General features: G+C 46.1%; 16 protein-coding genes. 2 read left to right on the plus strand and 14 right to left on the minus strand.

What is annotated here, in order from left to right:
- Positions 1–65: 65 nt before the first annotated feature.
- The 6 genes from MKZ12_RS23230 to MKZ12_RS23255 all read right to left on the minus strand — a co-directional run bounded on the left by MKZ12_RS23230 (position 66) and on the right by MKZ12_RS23255 (position 6,583).
- Positions 66–581 carry an adenine phosphoribosyltransferase gene (locus tag MKZ12_RS23230; RefSeq protein WP_124115601.1) on the minus strand — a complete coding sequence of 172 codons (516 nt, stop codon included), beginning with the start codon at positions 579–581 and terminating at the stop codon, positions 66–68.
- A gap of 37 nt (positions 582–618) precedes the next feature.
- Entirely contained in the window at positions 619–3,027 is a 2,409-nt protein-coding gene (recJ, locus tag MKZ12_RS23235) for a single-stranded-DNA-specific exonuclease RecJ (RefSeq protein ID WP_339257007.1), read from the minus strand.
- 40 nt (positions 3,028–3,067) lie between these two features.
- Complete coding sequence (locus MKZ12_RS23240; RefSeq protein ID WP_339257009.1) at positions 3,068–4,027, minus strand: cation diffusion facilitator family transporter; 960 nt, start codon at positions 4,025–4,027, stop codon at positions 3,068–3,070.
- Between the two features lie 73 nt (positions 4,028–4,100).
- Positions 4,101–5,012 (minus strand): protein translocase subunit SecF, encoded by a 912-nt coding sequence (secF, locus tag MKZ12_RS23245; protein WP_339237024.1) that lies wholly within the window; start codon positions 5,010–5,012, stop codon positions 4,101–4,103.
- Positions 5,002–6,252 (minus strand): protein translocase subunit SecD, encoded by a 1,251-nt coding sequence (gene secD / locus MKZ12_RS23250; protein ID WP_339237028.1) that lies wholly within the window; start codon positions 6,250–6,252, stop codon positions 5,002–5,004. The genes secF and secD overlap by 11 nt, the downstream gene beginning before the upstream one ends.
- Positions 6,253–6,343: 91 nt before the next feature.
- Positions 6,344–6,583: a post-transcriptional regulator gene (locus MKZ12_RS23255; RefSeq protein ID WP_036617497.1), complete on the minus strand. Its 240-nt coding sequence runs from the start codon at positions 6,581–6,583 to the stop codon at positions 6,344–6,346.
- A gap of 227 nt (positions 6,584–6,810) precedes the next feature.
- Here MKZ12_RS23255 and spoVB point away from each other — a divergent pair, with 227 nt between their 5' ends.
- The gene (gene spoVB / locus MKZ12_RS23260) at positions 6,811–8,445 is read left to right on the plus strand and encodes a stage V sporulation protein B (RefSeq protein WP_339237030.1); all 1,635 of its coding nucleotides are present in this window, start codon (positions 6,811–6,813) and stop codon (positions 8,443–8,445) included.
- A 3-nt stretch (positions 8,446–8,448) separates the two neighbouring features.
- Here the strand turns inward: spoVB and MKZ12_RS23265 are convergent, their stop codons facing one another.
- A complete protein-coding gene (locus tag MKZ12_RS23265) occupies positions 8,449–9,207 on the minus strand; it encodes a DUF421 domain-containing protein (RefSeq protein ID WP_339237033.1) in 759 nt (252 codons plus the stop codon).
- A 182-nt stretch (positions 9,208–9,389) separates the two neighbouring features.
- On the opposite strand from MKZ12_RS23265, the gene MKZ12_RS23270 reads away from it, so the two are divergent.
- Positions 9,390–9,782 (plus strand): TIGR04086 family membrane protein, encoded by a 393-nt coding sequence (locus tag MKZ12_RS23270; protein WP_339237035.1) that lies wholly within the window; start codon positions 9,390–9,392, stop codon positions 9,780–9,782.
- Between the two features lie 128 nt (positions 9,783–9,910).
- On the opposite strand, the gene yajC is transcribed toward MKZ12_RS23270, so the two are convergent.
- From yajC to ruvC, 7 genes are all read right to left on the minus strand, one after another.
- Positions 9,911–10,225, minus strand: a complete 315-nt coding sequence (yajC, locus tag MKZ12_RS23275; RefSeq protein ID WP_339237038.1) for a preprotein translocase subunit YajC — start codon at positions 10,223–10,225, stop codon at positions 9,911–9,913.
- Positions 10,226–10,292: 67 nt separating this feature from the next.
- Positions 10,293–11,429: a tRNA guanosine(34) transglycosylase Tgt gene (gene tgt, locus MKZ12_RS23280; RefSeq protein WP_253440252.1), complete on the minus strand. Its 1,137-nt coding sequence runs from the start codon at positions 11,427–11,429 to the stop codon at positions 10,293–10,295.
- Between the two features lie 43 nt (positions 11,430–11,472).
- Positions 11,473–12,501, minus strand: coding sequence for a tRNA preQ1(34) S-adenosylmethionine ribosyltransferase-isomerase QueA (gene queA, locus MKZ12_RS23285; RefSeq protein ID WP_339257011.1), 1,029 nt, complete (start codon positions 12,499–12,501; stop codon positions 11,473–11,475).
- A 7-nt stretch (positions 12,502–12,508) separates the two neighbouring features.
- On the minus strand, positions 12,509–14,593 hold the full coding sequence (locus MKZ12_RS23290; protein ID WP_339257013.1) for a SpoIID/LytB domain-containing protein: 2,085 nt from the start codon (positions 14,591–14,593) through the stop codon (positions 12,509–12,511).
- Between the two features lie 122 nt (positions 14,594–14,715).
- Positions 14,716–15,726, minus strand: a complete 1,011-nt coding sequence (gene ruvB / locus MKZ12_RS23295) for a Holliday junction branch migration DNA helicase RuvB (RefSeq protein ID WP_091020485.1) — start codon at positions 15,724–15,726, stop codon at positions 14,716–14,718.
- Positions 15,727–15,781: 55 nt separating this feature from the next.
- Positions 15,782–16,396: a Holliday junction branch migration protein RuvA gene (ruvA, locus tag MKZ12_RS23300; protein ID WP_339257015.1), complete on the minus strand. Its 615-nt coding sequence runs from the start codon at positions 16,394–16,396 to the stop codon at positions 15,782–15,784.
- On the minus strand, positions 16,393–16,896 hold the full coding sequence (gene ruvC, locus MKZ12_RS23305; RefSeq protein WP_076252971.1) for a crossover junction endodeoxyribonuclease RuvC: 504 nt from the start codon (positions 16,894–16,896) through the stop codon (positions 16,393–16,395). Before ruvC ends, ruvA begins: the two co-directional genes overlap by 4 nt.
- Between the last annotated feature and the right edge of the window lie 19 nt (positions 16,897–16,915).

A 16,915-nucleotide genomic window follows, 5' to 3' on the forward strand; every position in this document is an offset into this window, starting at 1 on the left:
ATTTCCCGGGAAAAGGGAAAAGCAATTCAGGTTTTAATCACAACACTCCAAGTGGAGATTTAAACTTAGTAGTTCATCAATGTGAATACATCGATTTTTTCAGGCAATTTAGCACGACCATTCAAATCAGTCAGCTCGATCAGGAATGCAGCACCGACAACGTTCCCACCCAATTGTTCAATCAAATTGATGGAAGTTGCAATCGTTCCCCCCGTTGCGAGCAGATCATCTGCGATAAGGACATTTTGACCTTTCTCAATCGCATCTGTGTGCATAGCGAGTGTATCCTTGCCATACTCGAGATCATAACCGACTTCAATCGTCTCTCCAGGCAGTTTTCCACTTTTGCGAATCGGAGCAAAACCGACACCAAGAGCGTACGCCAGAGGGGCGCCCACAACGAAACCACGTGCTTCAGGTCCAGCAATGACATCAATTTTGAGATCAGAAACCATCACTTTCAATTCATTGATCGCATTGCGGTACATTTCTCCATCTTTCAACAATGTCGTAATGTCCTTAAAGCTGATTCCCGGTTGTGGAAAGTCAGGAATGACACGAATATAATCTTTAAAATCCAAAATAATCTCCTCCTAAAATAAATACACAAACTTCCATCTAAGATACGCCCTTCATCCGGGATATCATCCATTGTGTCAGTTGCGGTGTGGCTGCATCCAGCATCACCTGTTCTATCTCGGCCATGTTTTCGAGCGCCTGATAGTGACGAGAAGCGGTTAGTTCACGCTTAGGCGGGTTATCCACAAACGCAATTTTGCCGTTATCACGGGTAATGAAGGAAAGCTCTTCGAATACATCCAACATCATCGTAATCATGCGCGGCGAACAACCACACTGACGACTGAGCACAGGAGTAATCTCTTGTTCCTCCACGGGTTCAGCTTTCCATTTCAACACCTGCATATAAATACGCTTAAAGAGATCTCTGGAAGGCATCTGAAGGCGATCTCGGCGGTTGCCTGATCCGTGCAGAAGGATGATATTCTCAGCTCCACTGAACAAAGCCAGCATGGCATCAAGTTGTTCCGGGGTTTCCGGCGTATCAAACACAAATAACGTCCGGACTTCTTCCTGTCCATAATGCTGTGCAGCAGCATTACACGGAAATAACCCGACCTTTCTATCATATACCCAAAGGCAAGGTTCATACAATGAATTTCCCTCGGAAACGTCTGTTTCTTTCCGAACAATAGCACCAACAGAACCTGATTTGTATCGCAGATGCACCTCAAGTGAGCTCAAAAATTGCTTCATCGCATTCAATGGCTCGGCATTACCGCGCATATCAAACACTTGAACCTGAGGAACATGAATGTCCTGAAGCATCAGTTGCGGTTTTCTCATCCCATTCCATTCATTAATGGACAGTTCTCCCATCACATCAATAACGGAACCTGGGAGAAGGAACTCCGCTAACGCCCCCTTGCCAAAAGCGACAGTTTCAAGTTGCTGACCATCCTGTTCCAGAACCAGTTTCAAATGGCGTTTCTCTCGTCCCATCGTTCTGGTTTCCTTCACAGTCACGCTTCTCAGTACGAATCTTGGCGAAGGATTGCTCATCCCGAAAGGCTGCAATCTGTCGATCTCCTGGATCACTTTCAGCGGAACATCACTGATTCTGCATTCATCATCTGCAAGACGCTGAGGTACAAAGTCCTCTTCAGTCAATACAGATGCAGCAAACTCATTCAAGCCATCCTCAAGTTCTTTCAGCTGATCCCGATGCAAGGTCATACCTGCTGCAGCAGGATGGCCCCCGTAATGGTCCAGACTGTGTTTATTAACTGTGAGCGCCTCATAGATATCCAAGCCCTCAATGGAGCGCGCAGAGCCCTTACAAACACCGCTATCTGGATCAATTCCAAGAATAAGAGTAGGTCGGTAATAACGCTCCAGCAACTTGGAAGCCACAATACCCACCACTCCAACATTCCAGCCTTCACCAGCCAATACGATAACATCCGGAACAGCTCCTGAACGTAGCTGTATCTTTTGTTCCAGCTGCGCAGTTGCTTCTTGTAGTATGCCCTCTACGACTTGCTGCCGCTCTCTGTTCAGTAGATCAAGTTGACCCGCAAGCGTATGAGCTTCATCCAGGTTCTCCGTGGTGAGAAGTGATACCGCTCTCCCGGCATGATCCAAACGTCCACTGGCATTAATACGAGGAGCCATGGCAAAGGCAATATTAATTGAAGTCACCTGACTTTGATCCACTCCACTGATTTCCAGTAATGCCCCCACACCTGGAAGACGTGAACCACGCATCGACTCTATTCCATAACTGACGATAACCCGGTTCTCCCCTTCCAAAGGCATCAGATCGGCCACGGTACCGATGGCAGCAATCTCCATCCATTCACCGGGCACTTCCCCGATCAGTGCCTGGGCAAGTTTCAGGGCTACTCCCGCTCCGGCCAAACCTTTAAAGGGATACGGACATCCCGGAAGTTTGGGATTAATAAGGGTAAAGGCTTCTGGCAAAATTTCAGGCGGCTCGTGATGGTCTGTCACAATGACTTCGATACCCAGTGTTGCCGCATAGGCAATCTGTTCAACAGCGCTGATTCCGGTATCCACGGTAATAATCAACGAAACACCTTGTTGATGGGCCCAATCCAATGCATGGTTGTGCAATCCATACCCTTCATTCGAGCGATGAGGGATATAGATATCGTACGAGGCACCAAGATGACGCATCAAATGGATCATGAGCGATGTGCTGGATACGCCATCGGCGTCATAATCACCATAGATCAAAATATGTTCTTCGCGCTCCAAAGCCAATTTGATGCGAGGCACAGCTTCATTCATGCCGAGTAGCAGATAGGGATCATGCATTTGATTCAGATCAGGATGCAGAAAACGTTCGGCCTCCTTCTCATTGTGCACGCCTCGACTCACAAGCAAACGTCCAACAAGTGGGGAAACGGAAAGCGCCTGCGAGAGTCCCGCAGCCGCCTCCAAATCGATATTCGGTGTATTCCACCGGTATTGCGAATAAAGCAAAGATAACGCTCCTTTCCTGATCTACTGGACCCGCGCTTCACTACTGAATTAATGTCGCTTCGTGATCGGGCAGTTCATGATTGGATTTATAGGGATAGCCTGGATCATAAGGCACCGCTTGAATCTGTACCTCTTTCACATGACTGAACCGGGTAAGCAATAGTGTCTTGGCCCGATTTGCAATTTCCTGTGCTTCCAGTATGGAGATTCTCGGATTCACACTAACGACCAACTCAATCGTAACGTCATGTTCCTGTTCCCGAGCAACCAAGTGCTCAATGGTAATAATGCCGTATACGCGCTGTACAGTCTCTTTGAAATCGGACGCATCCTCCTGCTCCAGTTCCTGAACAAGTGAACCATATACTGTGTCCACAATCATTCGGTAACCCTTATGAAGTACAAAACAGGAAGCAATCAATGCAGCCGTAGGGTCCAGGTAGAGCAGCATGCTCAAACCTGTCTCTTCACCAGCCATAGATCCTATAATGCCGATTAACACGGTGAGAGAACAATAGAGCGCACGACGATGTTGCTGTGCATAGGCTAAAGCCTGAGACTGGTTTCGTTTGCGAAAATATCTGTACTGAAATTGAAAAATCGCTTCTTTTACAGCCAGAGCTGCAACAGCCACCAAAAGTACCGACTTGCCGGGTGCTTCCGGTTCACTTCCGGAGAGACTACCCAATGCGGAGATGGCAAGCTGTAATCCACCCATGAGGATCAGCACAGATAACAATACGGAGATTCCCGGTCTGGCAACACGTGAGTGTTCTTTAAACCGCTCCCTGCGAGCCTTACTCTTATCACGTACAGACTTGGAGGGAAAGAGACCTGCCAGGGCAGAACCAGCTTCAGAAGCAGAATACAAGCCGTCAGCGAGCAATGATTTGCTGTTTGCCATATAACCGACTCCCGCTTTGATTACCGCAAGTCCCATATTACCAGCAATACCACTCCATGTGGCAGCCTGAGCAGATGGGATATGTTCTCTGGTCATGAATATTCCCCCTTATTTCTGTACATAAAGTTGCAAAACCGCGCCTGGCAGACGCGGCTTCACAATAAGATGTTTAGTTAGATTCTTTAGCCACTGTTTTTGGCTTGTTCGTTTGTTGTTTACCTTTAAGCGTAAACCATAATGGAGCTGCAATAAAGATCGAAGAATAGGCACCAAAGAATGTCCCGATCACCATCGCCAGAGAGAACATGCGAATAGACTCTCCGCCAAAAATAAACAAACAGAGTGACGCTATAAATACAGTAAATGTTGTGTTAAGCGAGCGCGTCATCGTTTGAGATAAACTCCGGTTTACCACTTCACGCAGATCAGCTTTTGTTGATTTTTTGGCAAAACGCAGATTTTCCCTAATCCGGTCAAAGATAACGATGGTATCGTTGATAGAGAATCCGACAATGGTTAGCACTGCCGTAATAAAGGTCAGATTCACTTCAAGACGGAATATAGAAAATACACTTATAACTACGAAGGCATCATGGAATATGGAAACAACTGCTGCCAAAGCGAATCGCCATTCGAATCGAATCGCAACATAGATCATGATTCCGATACTGGCAATCAGCACCGCATAGATTGCATTACGCTCAAGCTCTTTGGCCATTTCTGGATCAACGGTATTCACTTCATAAGAAGCAGTCTCATCCAGTTTGCTAAATTCTTGCTTGAATTTGCTTTCTTGGTTTTCATCCAGTACGTTCGAGAATCGAATATTAACCCGATCAGATCCAGTTGTAATCTGGACTTCCTTTGTGTCAACACCCAGTTCATTCACGATTGGATTGATTTGCTCCGCTGTAATGGCTTTGGATACGGTAATATCCACATTTGATCCTGAACGGAAGTCAACGGCGTAGTTTAATCCAAGTGAGAGCAAACTGATAATCCCTACTACAGTCAAAATAATCGAGAATGTATAGGCAATTTTACTCCCTTTAATATAATCGAAATTCCAATTAAAGCGCACGAATTTCACTCTCCTTCACTCCGAAGTACTTAGGCTTCTTCAACACGTTAGCCCGTACGAGCAGGGTCAGCAGGAAGCGGGAGAAGAAAATATTCGTGATAATACTGGTCACAATATCAAAAATCAGCACGAGGGCAAACCCTTTAACCGCACCTGTACCCAAGAAGAACATAACAGCGGCCGCAATAATGGTTGTGACATTGGAGTCGATGATTGTTCGGAAGGAATGTTTACCGCCCGCTTTAACCGAAGACAAGATCGACTTACCACTACGCATTTCTTCTTTAATCCGTTCGTACGTGATGATATTGGCATCCACCGCCATTCCTATACCCAGGATAAACGCCGCAATACCTGGAAGGGTGAGCACGAATTCTCCTAAATAGAAGATTGCAAGTACCAGCCACGTATGTGTGATCAAGGCAAAACTCGCGATAATGCCAGGAATACGATAAAGCCCGATCATGAACACTAGAATAATAACGGAACCAATCAATCCCGCTTTAATCGTCTGATCCAGAGAGAGCTTACCAAGTGTTGCACCAACACTTTGTGAATACTTCTCTGTAAGTTTCAGTGGCAATGCACCCAGGTTAATGGTGTCACGAAGCTGGTTTGCTTCATCACGTGAATAGGCACCTGAGATTTGGGCAGATCCATCTGTCAACTGTTGTTGAACTGTTGGTGCAGAAAGTAGCTGATCATCCAGATAGATAGCAAGAGGTTGTCCGATCAAACGTTTGGTTATCTCGGAAAACTTGGCTTTGTCTTTCACTTGGATGTCAATCATCGGCTGATTCAAACTTGTAAAAACAACTTTGGCTGCATTCTCAACAAATTCATTTCCGCGAAGTTCAATTTTGGTGTATTCGCCTTCCTTGTCATTCTCAGCTTTACTACGGAAGGTCAGAACAGCCGGTTCTTTCATTTTGGCTCTAACTTCAGCCTCATCCGTAACCCCTGCCAACTTCAATCGAATCCGGTTGCTTCCTTCAGTGGTTACCTCCGGTTCGCTTGTTCCGAGCGCATTGGCGCGGCTTTCAAGACTTTTGGCCGTTTGCACCAAAGATGCTTTGGTGACTTGTTGTCCTGCTTCGAGCGGCTCTGCTTCATATAAGATCTCGTAGCCTCCCTTTAAATCAAGGCCCAAGCGTATATTTTTGAGCAGTTCCGGGCTTGTTCCCACCATTACCCCTGTGGTGACAAGCACGACCAGAATGAAACTGATAATTCTTTTCATGCCGTTCCTAGATCCCCTTTCGTTCTCAATATTCCTATTATAGCGATGCCGTAAAAAGCAGTCAATTTTCAACAAAAAAGATCCCTTTCGTCTAGAAAGAGGACCCCCGGTATGCAGACACGGTCATAAAGTTCATAAAGCTTGTTGCTTTCAGTGACAAAATGTCGTTCACCAGCTGGTGAAGCGGTGGAATGCCCTGTTTTTCATATTTATGACTGACGCAATTCCAGACATCTTTGCTGGTGACATATTCGTAACCGACAAGCCTTAATTCCTCCGCCTTGCTTCGGCAGAGCATCTCTATTGACTGTTCCAACTCCACATCATTCATTTCTTCCAACGGGGAGCCTCCCTTCGTACATCCAAGCCTTTATGCGGCATCAATATTACATCATTCGACTTCGCCTGATCATATTCCTTCTTGCTGGTTATGGTTCTTTTTGTTAATCGTGTCCAAGTTGTCATGAGAAGATGAAGGACTGGCATAGGATGAAGAACAACGGCTTTGTCCCGTTTATGATGATAACCTGTACTTTCAACCGGGAAAGAGGGGTAGTCTTGAAGAAACAGACATTTATTCAGGGGGCCATGATCCTGCTCGCGGCAGGCATAATTAATCGAATACTTGGTTTCATCCCGCGTATTGCGCTGCCACGAGTCATCGGTGCAGAAGGTGTTGGCATCTACCAATTGAGCTATCCCTTTTTTATCGTACTGGTGACATTAATTACGGGTGGTATTCCGCTGGCCGTAGCCAAGCTCGTAGCCGAAGCTGACACTGGCGCCAATCGTTATTCCCCCCAACGAATCCTGCAAGTAAGCTTAAGCTTTACGTTGACCCTGGGTGTGGTATTCATGTTTTTGTGCATCCTATTTGCACCCTGGGTTACCAAGTATGTGCTCACGGATGAGCGGGTGTATCATACGTTCGTCAGTATGAGCCCCATGATTGCCATTATCGCCGTATCAGCCGTCTACAGAGGGTACTTCCAAGGCAAGCAAAACATGATGCCTACTGCCATATCATCCATTGTTGAAACGATCATTCGCATCGTCTGTGTCATTTGGTTTGCCTGGCTTCTCCTCCCCCACGGTATTGCACAAGCTGCTGCTGGTGCCATGCTGGGAGCGCTTGTTGGAGAATTTGGCGGTATGCTTGTACTCTTGTGGAAGTATAACAGGCAGAAGAAAGAGTTACCGCTCGTTATGCAACAGAACATGTCCAATCTAACAACCAAACCTTCAGCCAAAGCTTTAAACCCAATTCCTTCAGTTATGAAAGAAACCACTACTCCACAGCCCGGTTTAATCCGGCGATTGCTTGCAATCTCGATTCCCGTTACAGCAGGCCGATTGGTTGGTTCTCTATCCTATCTGGCCGAAACTATCGTTACTGCCCAGAGTCTGGCTCTGGCAGGCATATCCAAAGGAATCGCTACAGCACAATATGGTGCACTACAAGGTATGATTATTCCTTTGCTGCTGTTGCCGGGAGCACTGACTTCATCGCTTGCGACATCACTTGTGCCTTCACTGTCCGAAGCTTCTGCTCAGGGAGATCGCGCGCTGATTCACAAAAGAATGCATCAGGCATTACGTTTGGCGCTCGTGACTGGTGCTCCGTTTTCTGTGTTTATGTATGTGCTTGCCGAACCGATGTGTCTTGTTCTGTATAATGATGCATCGATCGGAAGCATGCTGAAGCTAATGGCTCCTTTTGCTTTATTCATATATATTCAAGCTCCTCTTCAAGCTGCGTTGCAAGCCCTTGATCGTCCAGGTAAAGCACTGCTAAATACATTCATCGGTGCTGTTATCAAAATCACGTTAATTTTGACGCTCGCTTCCCGTCCTGAATATGGGATTTTCGGTGCAGTCATCGCCATCTGTGTGAATTCTACTGTCGTTACCTTGTTACACGCCCAAAGCGTTCGTAGTCTGCTACAGTTCCGCTTCAAAATTATGGATTGGGTCAAAACGGGGGCCGGAATGTTTATTATGGGAGCAGCGACCCTACTCGTATACGAAGAGACTGCCATGATCTTGCCTTTCTGGCTCCGCATGATTCTCGCTCCTTTTGTCGGGCTTATTGTGTATTTCATCGTCATGGGCTGGACCAAAATGATTGACTTCCATGATCTGTCCCGTGCTCCTTTGATAGGTGCATGGTTCAAGCGTCGGTCAGGCAAATAAATTTCATTTTTTATCATCTTTTGGACTTACATAAATCTTACCATTATGGTCGATGGAGCATATAAATACATCTTTGAAATCCAGAATTCCGTTATGTTGAATTTGATTTTTCAGCCAAAATCTTGTTTTCTGGATGATTTCCAGATTCTGATCCTGAACTTTACCGTCCATAATGAGGGGCAGCGGCAGACCTTCGTATTTGATATTTGTCAGCCCATCAATCTGATTTTTCTCTGCTTTGGATTTACTGGAAGAAGTCCCTCCCGAATCAGAGCCTGAAGAATTGCTGTCGTTGGAAGCATTCTGATCCTTGGGAAAGACGGTCAACTTACCCGTAGTCTCCAAAATGGCATAATCCACCTCACCGATACTGTCAACATTCTGTTCGCGGAGTTGCTGCAATAGATCATCCAGATTATATCGTTGCTTCCGCATCTCATCTCGGTGAAGAACGCCTTTGGAGATCAAAACCGTAGGTTTGCCATCAATCATCAGGCGAAGACGCCGACTTTTAAGACCTATAAAGGCCATTCCGATCTGTACGATGATCAAGGTAAGCATGGGGGCAATCCCATGAGAGAGCGGTTTATCGATATCTTCAATGACAAAAGCAGCCATCTCGGCAAGCATAATGGACACGACAAGATCAAACATGGATAGCTTACCAATCTCACGTTTACCCATAACCCTCATTGCACAATACACCAGAAAGTACATGAGAATGGTTCGAAAGATATGTGATCCAACATCTGGGAAGTTCACAACAGGGGTCCTCCTTCGAAACTGAGTTATTGACAGTAGCTGAGTAGTGCAATCCATATTTTGACCTGAACCTTACAGGCTCATGCAGAAATAATCCGTTCATTTAATGGAAATCAGTTCATAAGTCAGAGGGCTTGACCATACACTGTATTAACTTCAAACTTGTACAAGGGGGTTGCTTCATGCAATTGATCCGCCGCTTGGTTTCGTTTCGAGTGTCCAATCCGATTCTGTCAGGCCTCTGTCAGGCTTTTGTATGGATGTTTATCGGAGCATTAATCCTCTCCTTTTTTCTCTGGGTGAGCGGAATGCGGGAACAGGACCTCTCGTTGTATACTTATGTTGTGCATGGCTTATCGTTATTGGTTGGTGGTTTTGTGGCAGGCAAACGTTCTGGTGAAAAAGGATGGTACTACGGAGGAATTACCGGAATCGTATACGGACTGCTCGTACTGTTAATTGGATTTCTCGCGTTGGATGCTTCATTTAATTGGAAAGATAGTTTGCAACTGCTCAGCGCTTTCTTCATTTCAGCTCTCGGTGGCATGTTCGGCGTTAACACACATCGCTCCTAGCAGACTGGTGAAGAACATCGACTTTCCCTCATAAAACAAAAAAAAGAGAACCGGGTCTCCAGGAGATCCGGTTCTCTGCCAGGGAATACGCCATATAAACGCACCCTCGTTATTCTATGTTACAGCAACTATTCAACAGCCGTATCACGAGTTACAGCACTGCTGATTGCATTACGATCAAACGTCAGTTTAGTTACATCGTTTACACGCAATACAACTACATCATCCGTAATCTCAGCGATCGTACCGTGAAGGCCGCCAATCGTTACAATTTTATCGCCCTTTTTCAATTGGCTCAGCATGGAATTCCGTTGCTTTTGCTTTTTGTTCTGTGGACGAATCATCAAGAAGTAGAAAATTGCAACCATGAGTACCAAAGGTACGATCAAAGATACAATGCCTCCGCCTGCTTGTGTTCCTGCTAGAGTCATTCCCTGAAACATTCAAACTCCCCCTTATCGACTATACGTACAGATATTACTTGTTACGCCGGTTTCCCTAAAAACTCAATCAGAAACCTTTGTCATTGTCATGAAGACCATATTGATCGAAAAATTCATCCCGGAAATCAAGCAAACGATCTTCCATAATGGCTTTACGTACATTACGCATCAAATTCTGCAAGAAATGAAGATTATGGATCGTTGTCAAACGCAGGCCAAATGTTTCATCTGCTTTGATCAAATGACGCAGATAAGCTCTGGAATAGTTGCGACAAGTGTAGCAATCACATTCAGGATCTAATGGCCCAAAATCAGTTGCAAACTTGGCATTGCGAACTACCAGACGTCCTTGGCTGGTCATTGTTGTTCCGTTACGGGCAATCCGAGTAGGTAGAACACAATCGAACATGTCCACTCCACGAATGGATCCCTCAATCAACGCATCGGGCGAACCTACCCCCATTAAATAACGTGGTTTATTGGTTGGCAACAAAGGTAACGTATAATCCAATACTCCATACATCAAATGTTTCGGTTCTCCAACACTCAGTCCACCAATAGCATACCCCGGGAAATCCATGGAAGTCAAATCTGCGGCGCTCTGACGGCGAAGATCTTCATGCATGCCTCCCTGTACGATGGCAAACAGACCTTGGTCATGCGGACGAGCATGACTTTCAAGACAACGTTCTGCCCAGCGACTCGTTCGTTCGAGTGATTTTTTGACATATTCATATTCAGCTGGATACGGTGGACATTCATCAAATGCCATCATAATATCGGAGCCAAGTGCATTCTGGATTTCCATGGCCACTTCAGGAGAAAGGAACTTCTTATCTCCGTTCAGATGAGAGCGGAAGTTAACGCCTTCTTCCGTAATTTTGCGCATCTCGCTGAGCGAGAACACTTGGAATCCGCCGCTGTCCGTCAGAATTGGACGATCCCAGTTCATGAACTTGTGCAATCCGCCAGCTTCACGAATGATTTCATGTCCTGGTCTCAGAAACAGGTGATACGTATTACTCAAAATAATCTGAGCATCCATGGCTTTTAACTCTTCAGGGCTCATTGTTTTGACGGTTGCCTGTGTACCTACAGGCATAAAGGTCGGTGTCTCAATCACACCGTGAGGTGTATGCACACGTCCCAGACGTGCGCCGGATTGTTTGCAAGTTTTGATATGTTCATACGTAATTGCTGCCATTGGTTTTAATCATCCTCTAAAAGTTAATCGTTATTCCGTTATATTAATATATCAACATGGCATCGCCGAAGCTGAAGAACCGGTATTGTTCTTGAATGGCTTCCTGATATGCCTGCATAATATGTTCCCTGCCTGCAAGTGCACTAACCAGCATAACCAACGTGGATTTGGGGAGATGAAAATTCGTAAGCATCCCATCGATCACTTTGAAGGAGTAGCCCGGATAGATAAAAATACTTGTCCATCCGCTGCTTGCTTGCAGTATTCCATCTTCAAACTTGCTGCCCACTGTTTCCAGAGTCCGGCAACTGGTTGTCCCAACCGCGAAAACACGGTGTCCATTCTCTTTGGTCTGGTTAATCAGATCTGCCGTTTCTTGTGACAAGGAGTAATACTCCTCATGCATGACATGATCTTCTACGTTGTCTACCGACATTGGTCTAAACGTCCCCAGTCCTACATGAAGCGTAATGAAAGCGACATTAACGCCCTTGGCACGAATCTGATCCAACAATTCATCCGTAAAATGCAATCCCGCTGTGGGTGCAGCCGCTGATCCTTCATGCTTGGCATACACGGTCTGATACCGTTCGCGGTCATCCAAAGTCTCTTTGATATACGGTGGCAACGGCATCTCACCCAGACGGTCCAGAATTTCCTGAAAGATTCCATCATACGTAAACGTAAGTGTACGTGCCCCCATCTCGCCTTCTTCTTCAATGATTGCCTTCAGTTCGTCTCCAAATACGATAACCGAACCGGCTTTCAGCTTTTTACCCGGCTTAACCAGTGCTTCCCACTTGTCGCCCTCCACATTTTTAAGCAATAAGACTTCCGCTTTTGCTCCGGTGTCTTCCTTTGTACCGAACAGACGGGCTGGAAGAACACGCGTATCATTCAGAATCAATGTATCCCCAGAATCCAGAAAATCGGTAATATCAGGAAACGTTTGATGATTAATCTCACCACTATCTTTGTTCAAGGTAAGCAAACGGGAAGCCGTGCGATCAAGCAACGGCGTCTGTGCTATCAATTGCTCTGGTAATTCAAAATCATATAAGTTCACATTCATTTTAGTTTCATTCCTTAACAATAGTCGCATTTTGATAATAGTGTTTCAATATTGCCTGGTAATCATACCCTTCATCTGCCATACCTTTGGCTCCCCATTGGGACAAGCCCAACCCGTGGCCATTGCCCTGGCCGATGAACATGAAGTTTTGACCCTGCGTTACCGCTCTTGCTTGACCATCACCACTCATCACCACAAGAGCATTACCGGATGATGAACCTGTACCAGAGGCAGACATTACAGCGGCACCATTTGAACCGGTTTTACTGGCTGTTTTGCCGTCAGCGCCTAATACAGTATAACTTCCGGTTCCTGCAATATCAAATAGAGTACTCGGTAATCCACCAAGCGCAGAACGGTATGTATCAGCATATTTCACCGTCATAGCCTGGCCGTTGGCAGTGACTTCAAGTGCTCTTCCAGAAGGTCCACGCTTGGTTACTTCCAAGGTTGAGATTGAAGCAGGAACAGACGCTGTCGTTTTACCCTGAAGGGATTTAACCAACTGGGCAGACGTGAATGGTCCTCTCACCCAAGCATAGTCATTGGATTGAGCCACTTTTGCCAGTACTACAGCTTCATTGCCTGGATTCATTTTGGCTACAGGTTCCACGGTGGACTGAATCAACGGAACAGGACGTACATTGGTGTTCTGAGCCGTTACCGTCACTTTTGCCAGACCCGCGTTGGTCTTGGTTGTTAATTCTTTGATGTTATCCTCACGAATGTACCCGCTAATGCCTGAACTGAGCAGCACATGGTACCACGTATGTAATCCTGCCTGCGCTGATGTATCCCCCGAGCTAATTACATTGGTGAACACATCTGCTCCGCCGTTCCATACCTCAGAAGGATGAGCCGTCTGACCACCCGCATTGGAGGAGAATACAGCTTCGATGATTTTGCCACCGCTCTTAACCACTTCTCCGGCCGTTGCATCCACTGCACTGGTTACTTTATCGTTCTCCGAACCAATCCCGTTATAGGCTTGGCTGAGTGTCGTATCCACGACATTGGCAATTTTGAAACGATCTCCTTGTTGAAGCGCATAGGATCGAGCAGCTACTGCTTGAACTTTCAGAGCCTCAGCAGGCCAGGAGGAATATACCTCTGCCCCTACGACAGAGTAAAGGTATTGTTCCAGTGGAACGACATTGACCAATGCTAGATCACCGCTGACGATGCTGATTTCCATATCTCCACGATACGTTCGCTGGGAACGTTCCACTACTTTGATGCCAGTGCTATTCCCTTGTACCAATGCTTTGGATTCAGTACCTGCAATCGTGTAATGCGGAGCTGTTTTAAGCGCATCCGCACTTAATCCCGCATCCTGACGGATGATGAGACCTGCACTATTGTTAACAGTTGAGAGACTTATCCCTGGAATGGCCTCCACACTTTTCTTCACTGAGGATAATTCCGCATCTGTTACAGCTTCACCTACCCATACCGCATATGCTTGGCTTCCTCCACTCAGTAGGAGGACCGGATAAGCACTACTAACTCCTGCTGATAAAAGGTTCGCTTGCGTTGCCTCTGCTTCCTGAAGCGAACCATACGTTCCAGCAGACAGGCGCTTACTTCCGGTCACAGTTGGCTTTTGACCAGCCAATTGAGCTGCTGCTACCTTTTGTACCCGTGTAACAGCTTGTCCAGCCAGTGCCTCTGTTGCATAGTTACCTGTGTAGAGTTGATAGATGGCATTTCCATTCACAGACGTTGTAAACAGCAACGGCTTATCCGCGGTTGCCTGCAACAATTTGGCTGCTGCAGATGCTGCCTTGAAATCCCCTGTTTCCAACACTTTCACTCTGAATCCATCTGCACTGAAACGGACCTGTCCAGCCGGAAGACCTACATTTGCGCCACTTTCCGATTGGATACTCCATTGTCCCGTTGATTCAAGTGTAATAAGTGGTGTAGTTGATTTATACGTACTGCCCAGATTCGCAAACATGGCTACACGGATTGTCTGTCCATCATTACCTGCTGCATACGCAGGCACTTGAAGACAACCTACTGTCAAAAGAGCTGCCGCCAGTACCTTCAATCGACGACTCCACTTCTTCGTTCGTATTGCTTTTCCCACATTCAGACTCCTCTCCATGCAATGCCTTCACTTTATATCGGATTAACACACGTAATATTTCAATGTTTATGGTGAACCTTCAATTGGTAAATGTTCAAATCGTGAACTTTCACAAGGTTCGATTATTTCCCGTCTCTTGGTGGAACAGGCAGACCTAAATGGTGATAGGCAAGATCTGTTACGATCCTCCCCCTTGGTGTACGCTGAATCATGCCAATCTGAAGCAGATACGGTTCATAAACATCCTCAATCGTCTGACTTTCTTCACCAATCGTAGCCGCAATGGTATCCAACCCTACGGGACCTCCCCGGAAGCTGTTGATCATCGATTTGAGCATCTTATGATCAATCTCATCCAGGCCACGCGGATCAATCTGAAGTCGTTGCAATGCTTCTTCCGCCAGTGTCTGCGTTATAATCCCATCACCACGCACCTGTGCAAAGTCACGTACTCGTTTAAGCAAACGGTTGGCAATCCTCGGTGTTCCACGTGAGCGCAATGCAATCTCTTGCGCAGCATCTCCCACAATCTCCACACCCAAAATCTCGGTAGAGCGCGAGACGATATAAGCCAGCTCATCAACCGTATAGAATTCCAAGCGGCTGATAACACCAAACCGATCTCGAAGTGGCGCAGACAGCAAGCCAGCACGTGTTGTAGCCCCAATCAGAGTGAATGGCGGCAGATCCAGCCGAACGGACCGAGCACTTGGACCTTTACCAATCATTATATCCAATGCCGAATCTTCCATGGCGGGGTACATGACTTCTTCAACCGTACGATGCAAACGATGAATCTCATCAATAAACAGCACATCGCCTTCCTGCAGATTGGTTAACAATGCTGCAAGATCACCCGGGCGTTCAATGGCCGGGCCTGACGTAGTTCGTAAATTAACGCCCAATTCATTGGCAATAATATTGGCAAGTGTTGTCTTACCCAGTCCAGGTGGTCCATATAACAAAACGTGATCCAATGCCTCATTACGAAATTTGGCAGCTTCAATATATATCTTTAAATTTTCCTTCACCTGATTCTGTCCGATATATTCATTCAAATACCGGGGACGAAGACTCAACTCAACATTTTGGTCCTCCATCATCAGGTTCGCGGAAATAATCCGATCATCCATGTTCATCCCTACCTTTTTTTGCAGGCTACAGCTATATTATAATATGCAATTTGTATTATCCCGTAAACAGCATTTGCAGCGCTTTTTTCATCAACACATCAACGGAATCCGCTGTAGTAACATCCTTTTTCAATTTGAGCCATACTTTATCAAGTTCACTGTCAGTATACCCAAGTGCTTTGAGACCTTCACGTGCCTCATCCCAGGCTGAACCACTTCCCGATTCTTCCAATGGAGGAGCGAACAAACCTGTTGCATACGCTGCCGCGCCAAAACTATCCAGCTTATCCTTGAGATCCAGAATCATGCGTTGTGCAGTCTTCTTGCCGATGCCTGGCAATTTGGTCAAGAACGTTAAATTCTCTTGGTAAATCGCTGTAACCACATGTTCTGGTGTACCTCCAGCGAGTATGCCCAGCGCCACTTTGGGACCAATACCGGATACTTCAATCAGTTTGCGGAACAAACGCTGTTCATCCCGTGTCACAAATCCAAACAGCAGCATCGCATCCTCACGCACATGATGGTGAGTGTACACGGTAATTTCGCCTTCTTGCTTAGCGAACGCAAATGGATTCGGACAAAATACGCGATACCCCACACCATGAACGTCCAACACAATATAATCATTCTCTACATGAATGAACTGTCCTCTTAGAAAATCAATCATTTTCGCAATACCTCATTCAACTTGGAATTTAATGTATAAGAGTGCGCGTGGCACACGGCTACAGCCAACGCATCCGCTACGTCATCCGGTTTAGGAATGACTTGAAGGCGCAAGAACATTTTGACCATCTCCTGCACCTGCTTCTTCTCAGCCTTACCGTACCCAACAACAGCCTGCTTGATCTGCATTGGTGTATACTCTGCAATAGGCAAACCCTTCTGTGCAGCAGCAAGTACCATGACGCCCCTAGCCTGACTGACAGACATCGCTGTTGTAACGTTCCGATTGAAAAAAAGTTTCTCCAGCGCTACTGCGTCCGGTTTGTACTTATCAATTAATTGCACCATACCTTCATATACATGAAGCAACCGTTCCTCTTCAGGGGTATGAGCTTCCGTCTGAATACATCCATATTGTACGGGTACCACTTTACTGCCGATTTTATCAACAAAACCAAAACCAACAATCGCAATCCCCGGGTCAATTCCCAAAAAACGCAAAACCATCTCTCCCTCACAA

It is taken from the genome of Paenibacillus sp. FSL R5-0713 (assembly GCF_037973325.1).
Lineage (GTDB): Bacteria > Bacillota > Bacilli > Paenibacillales > Paenibacillaceae > Paenibacillus.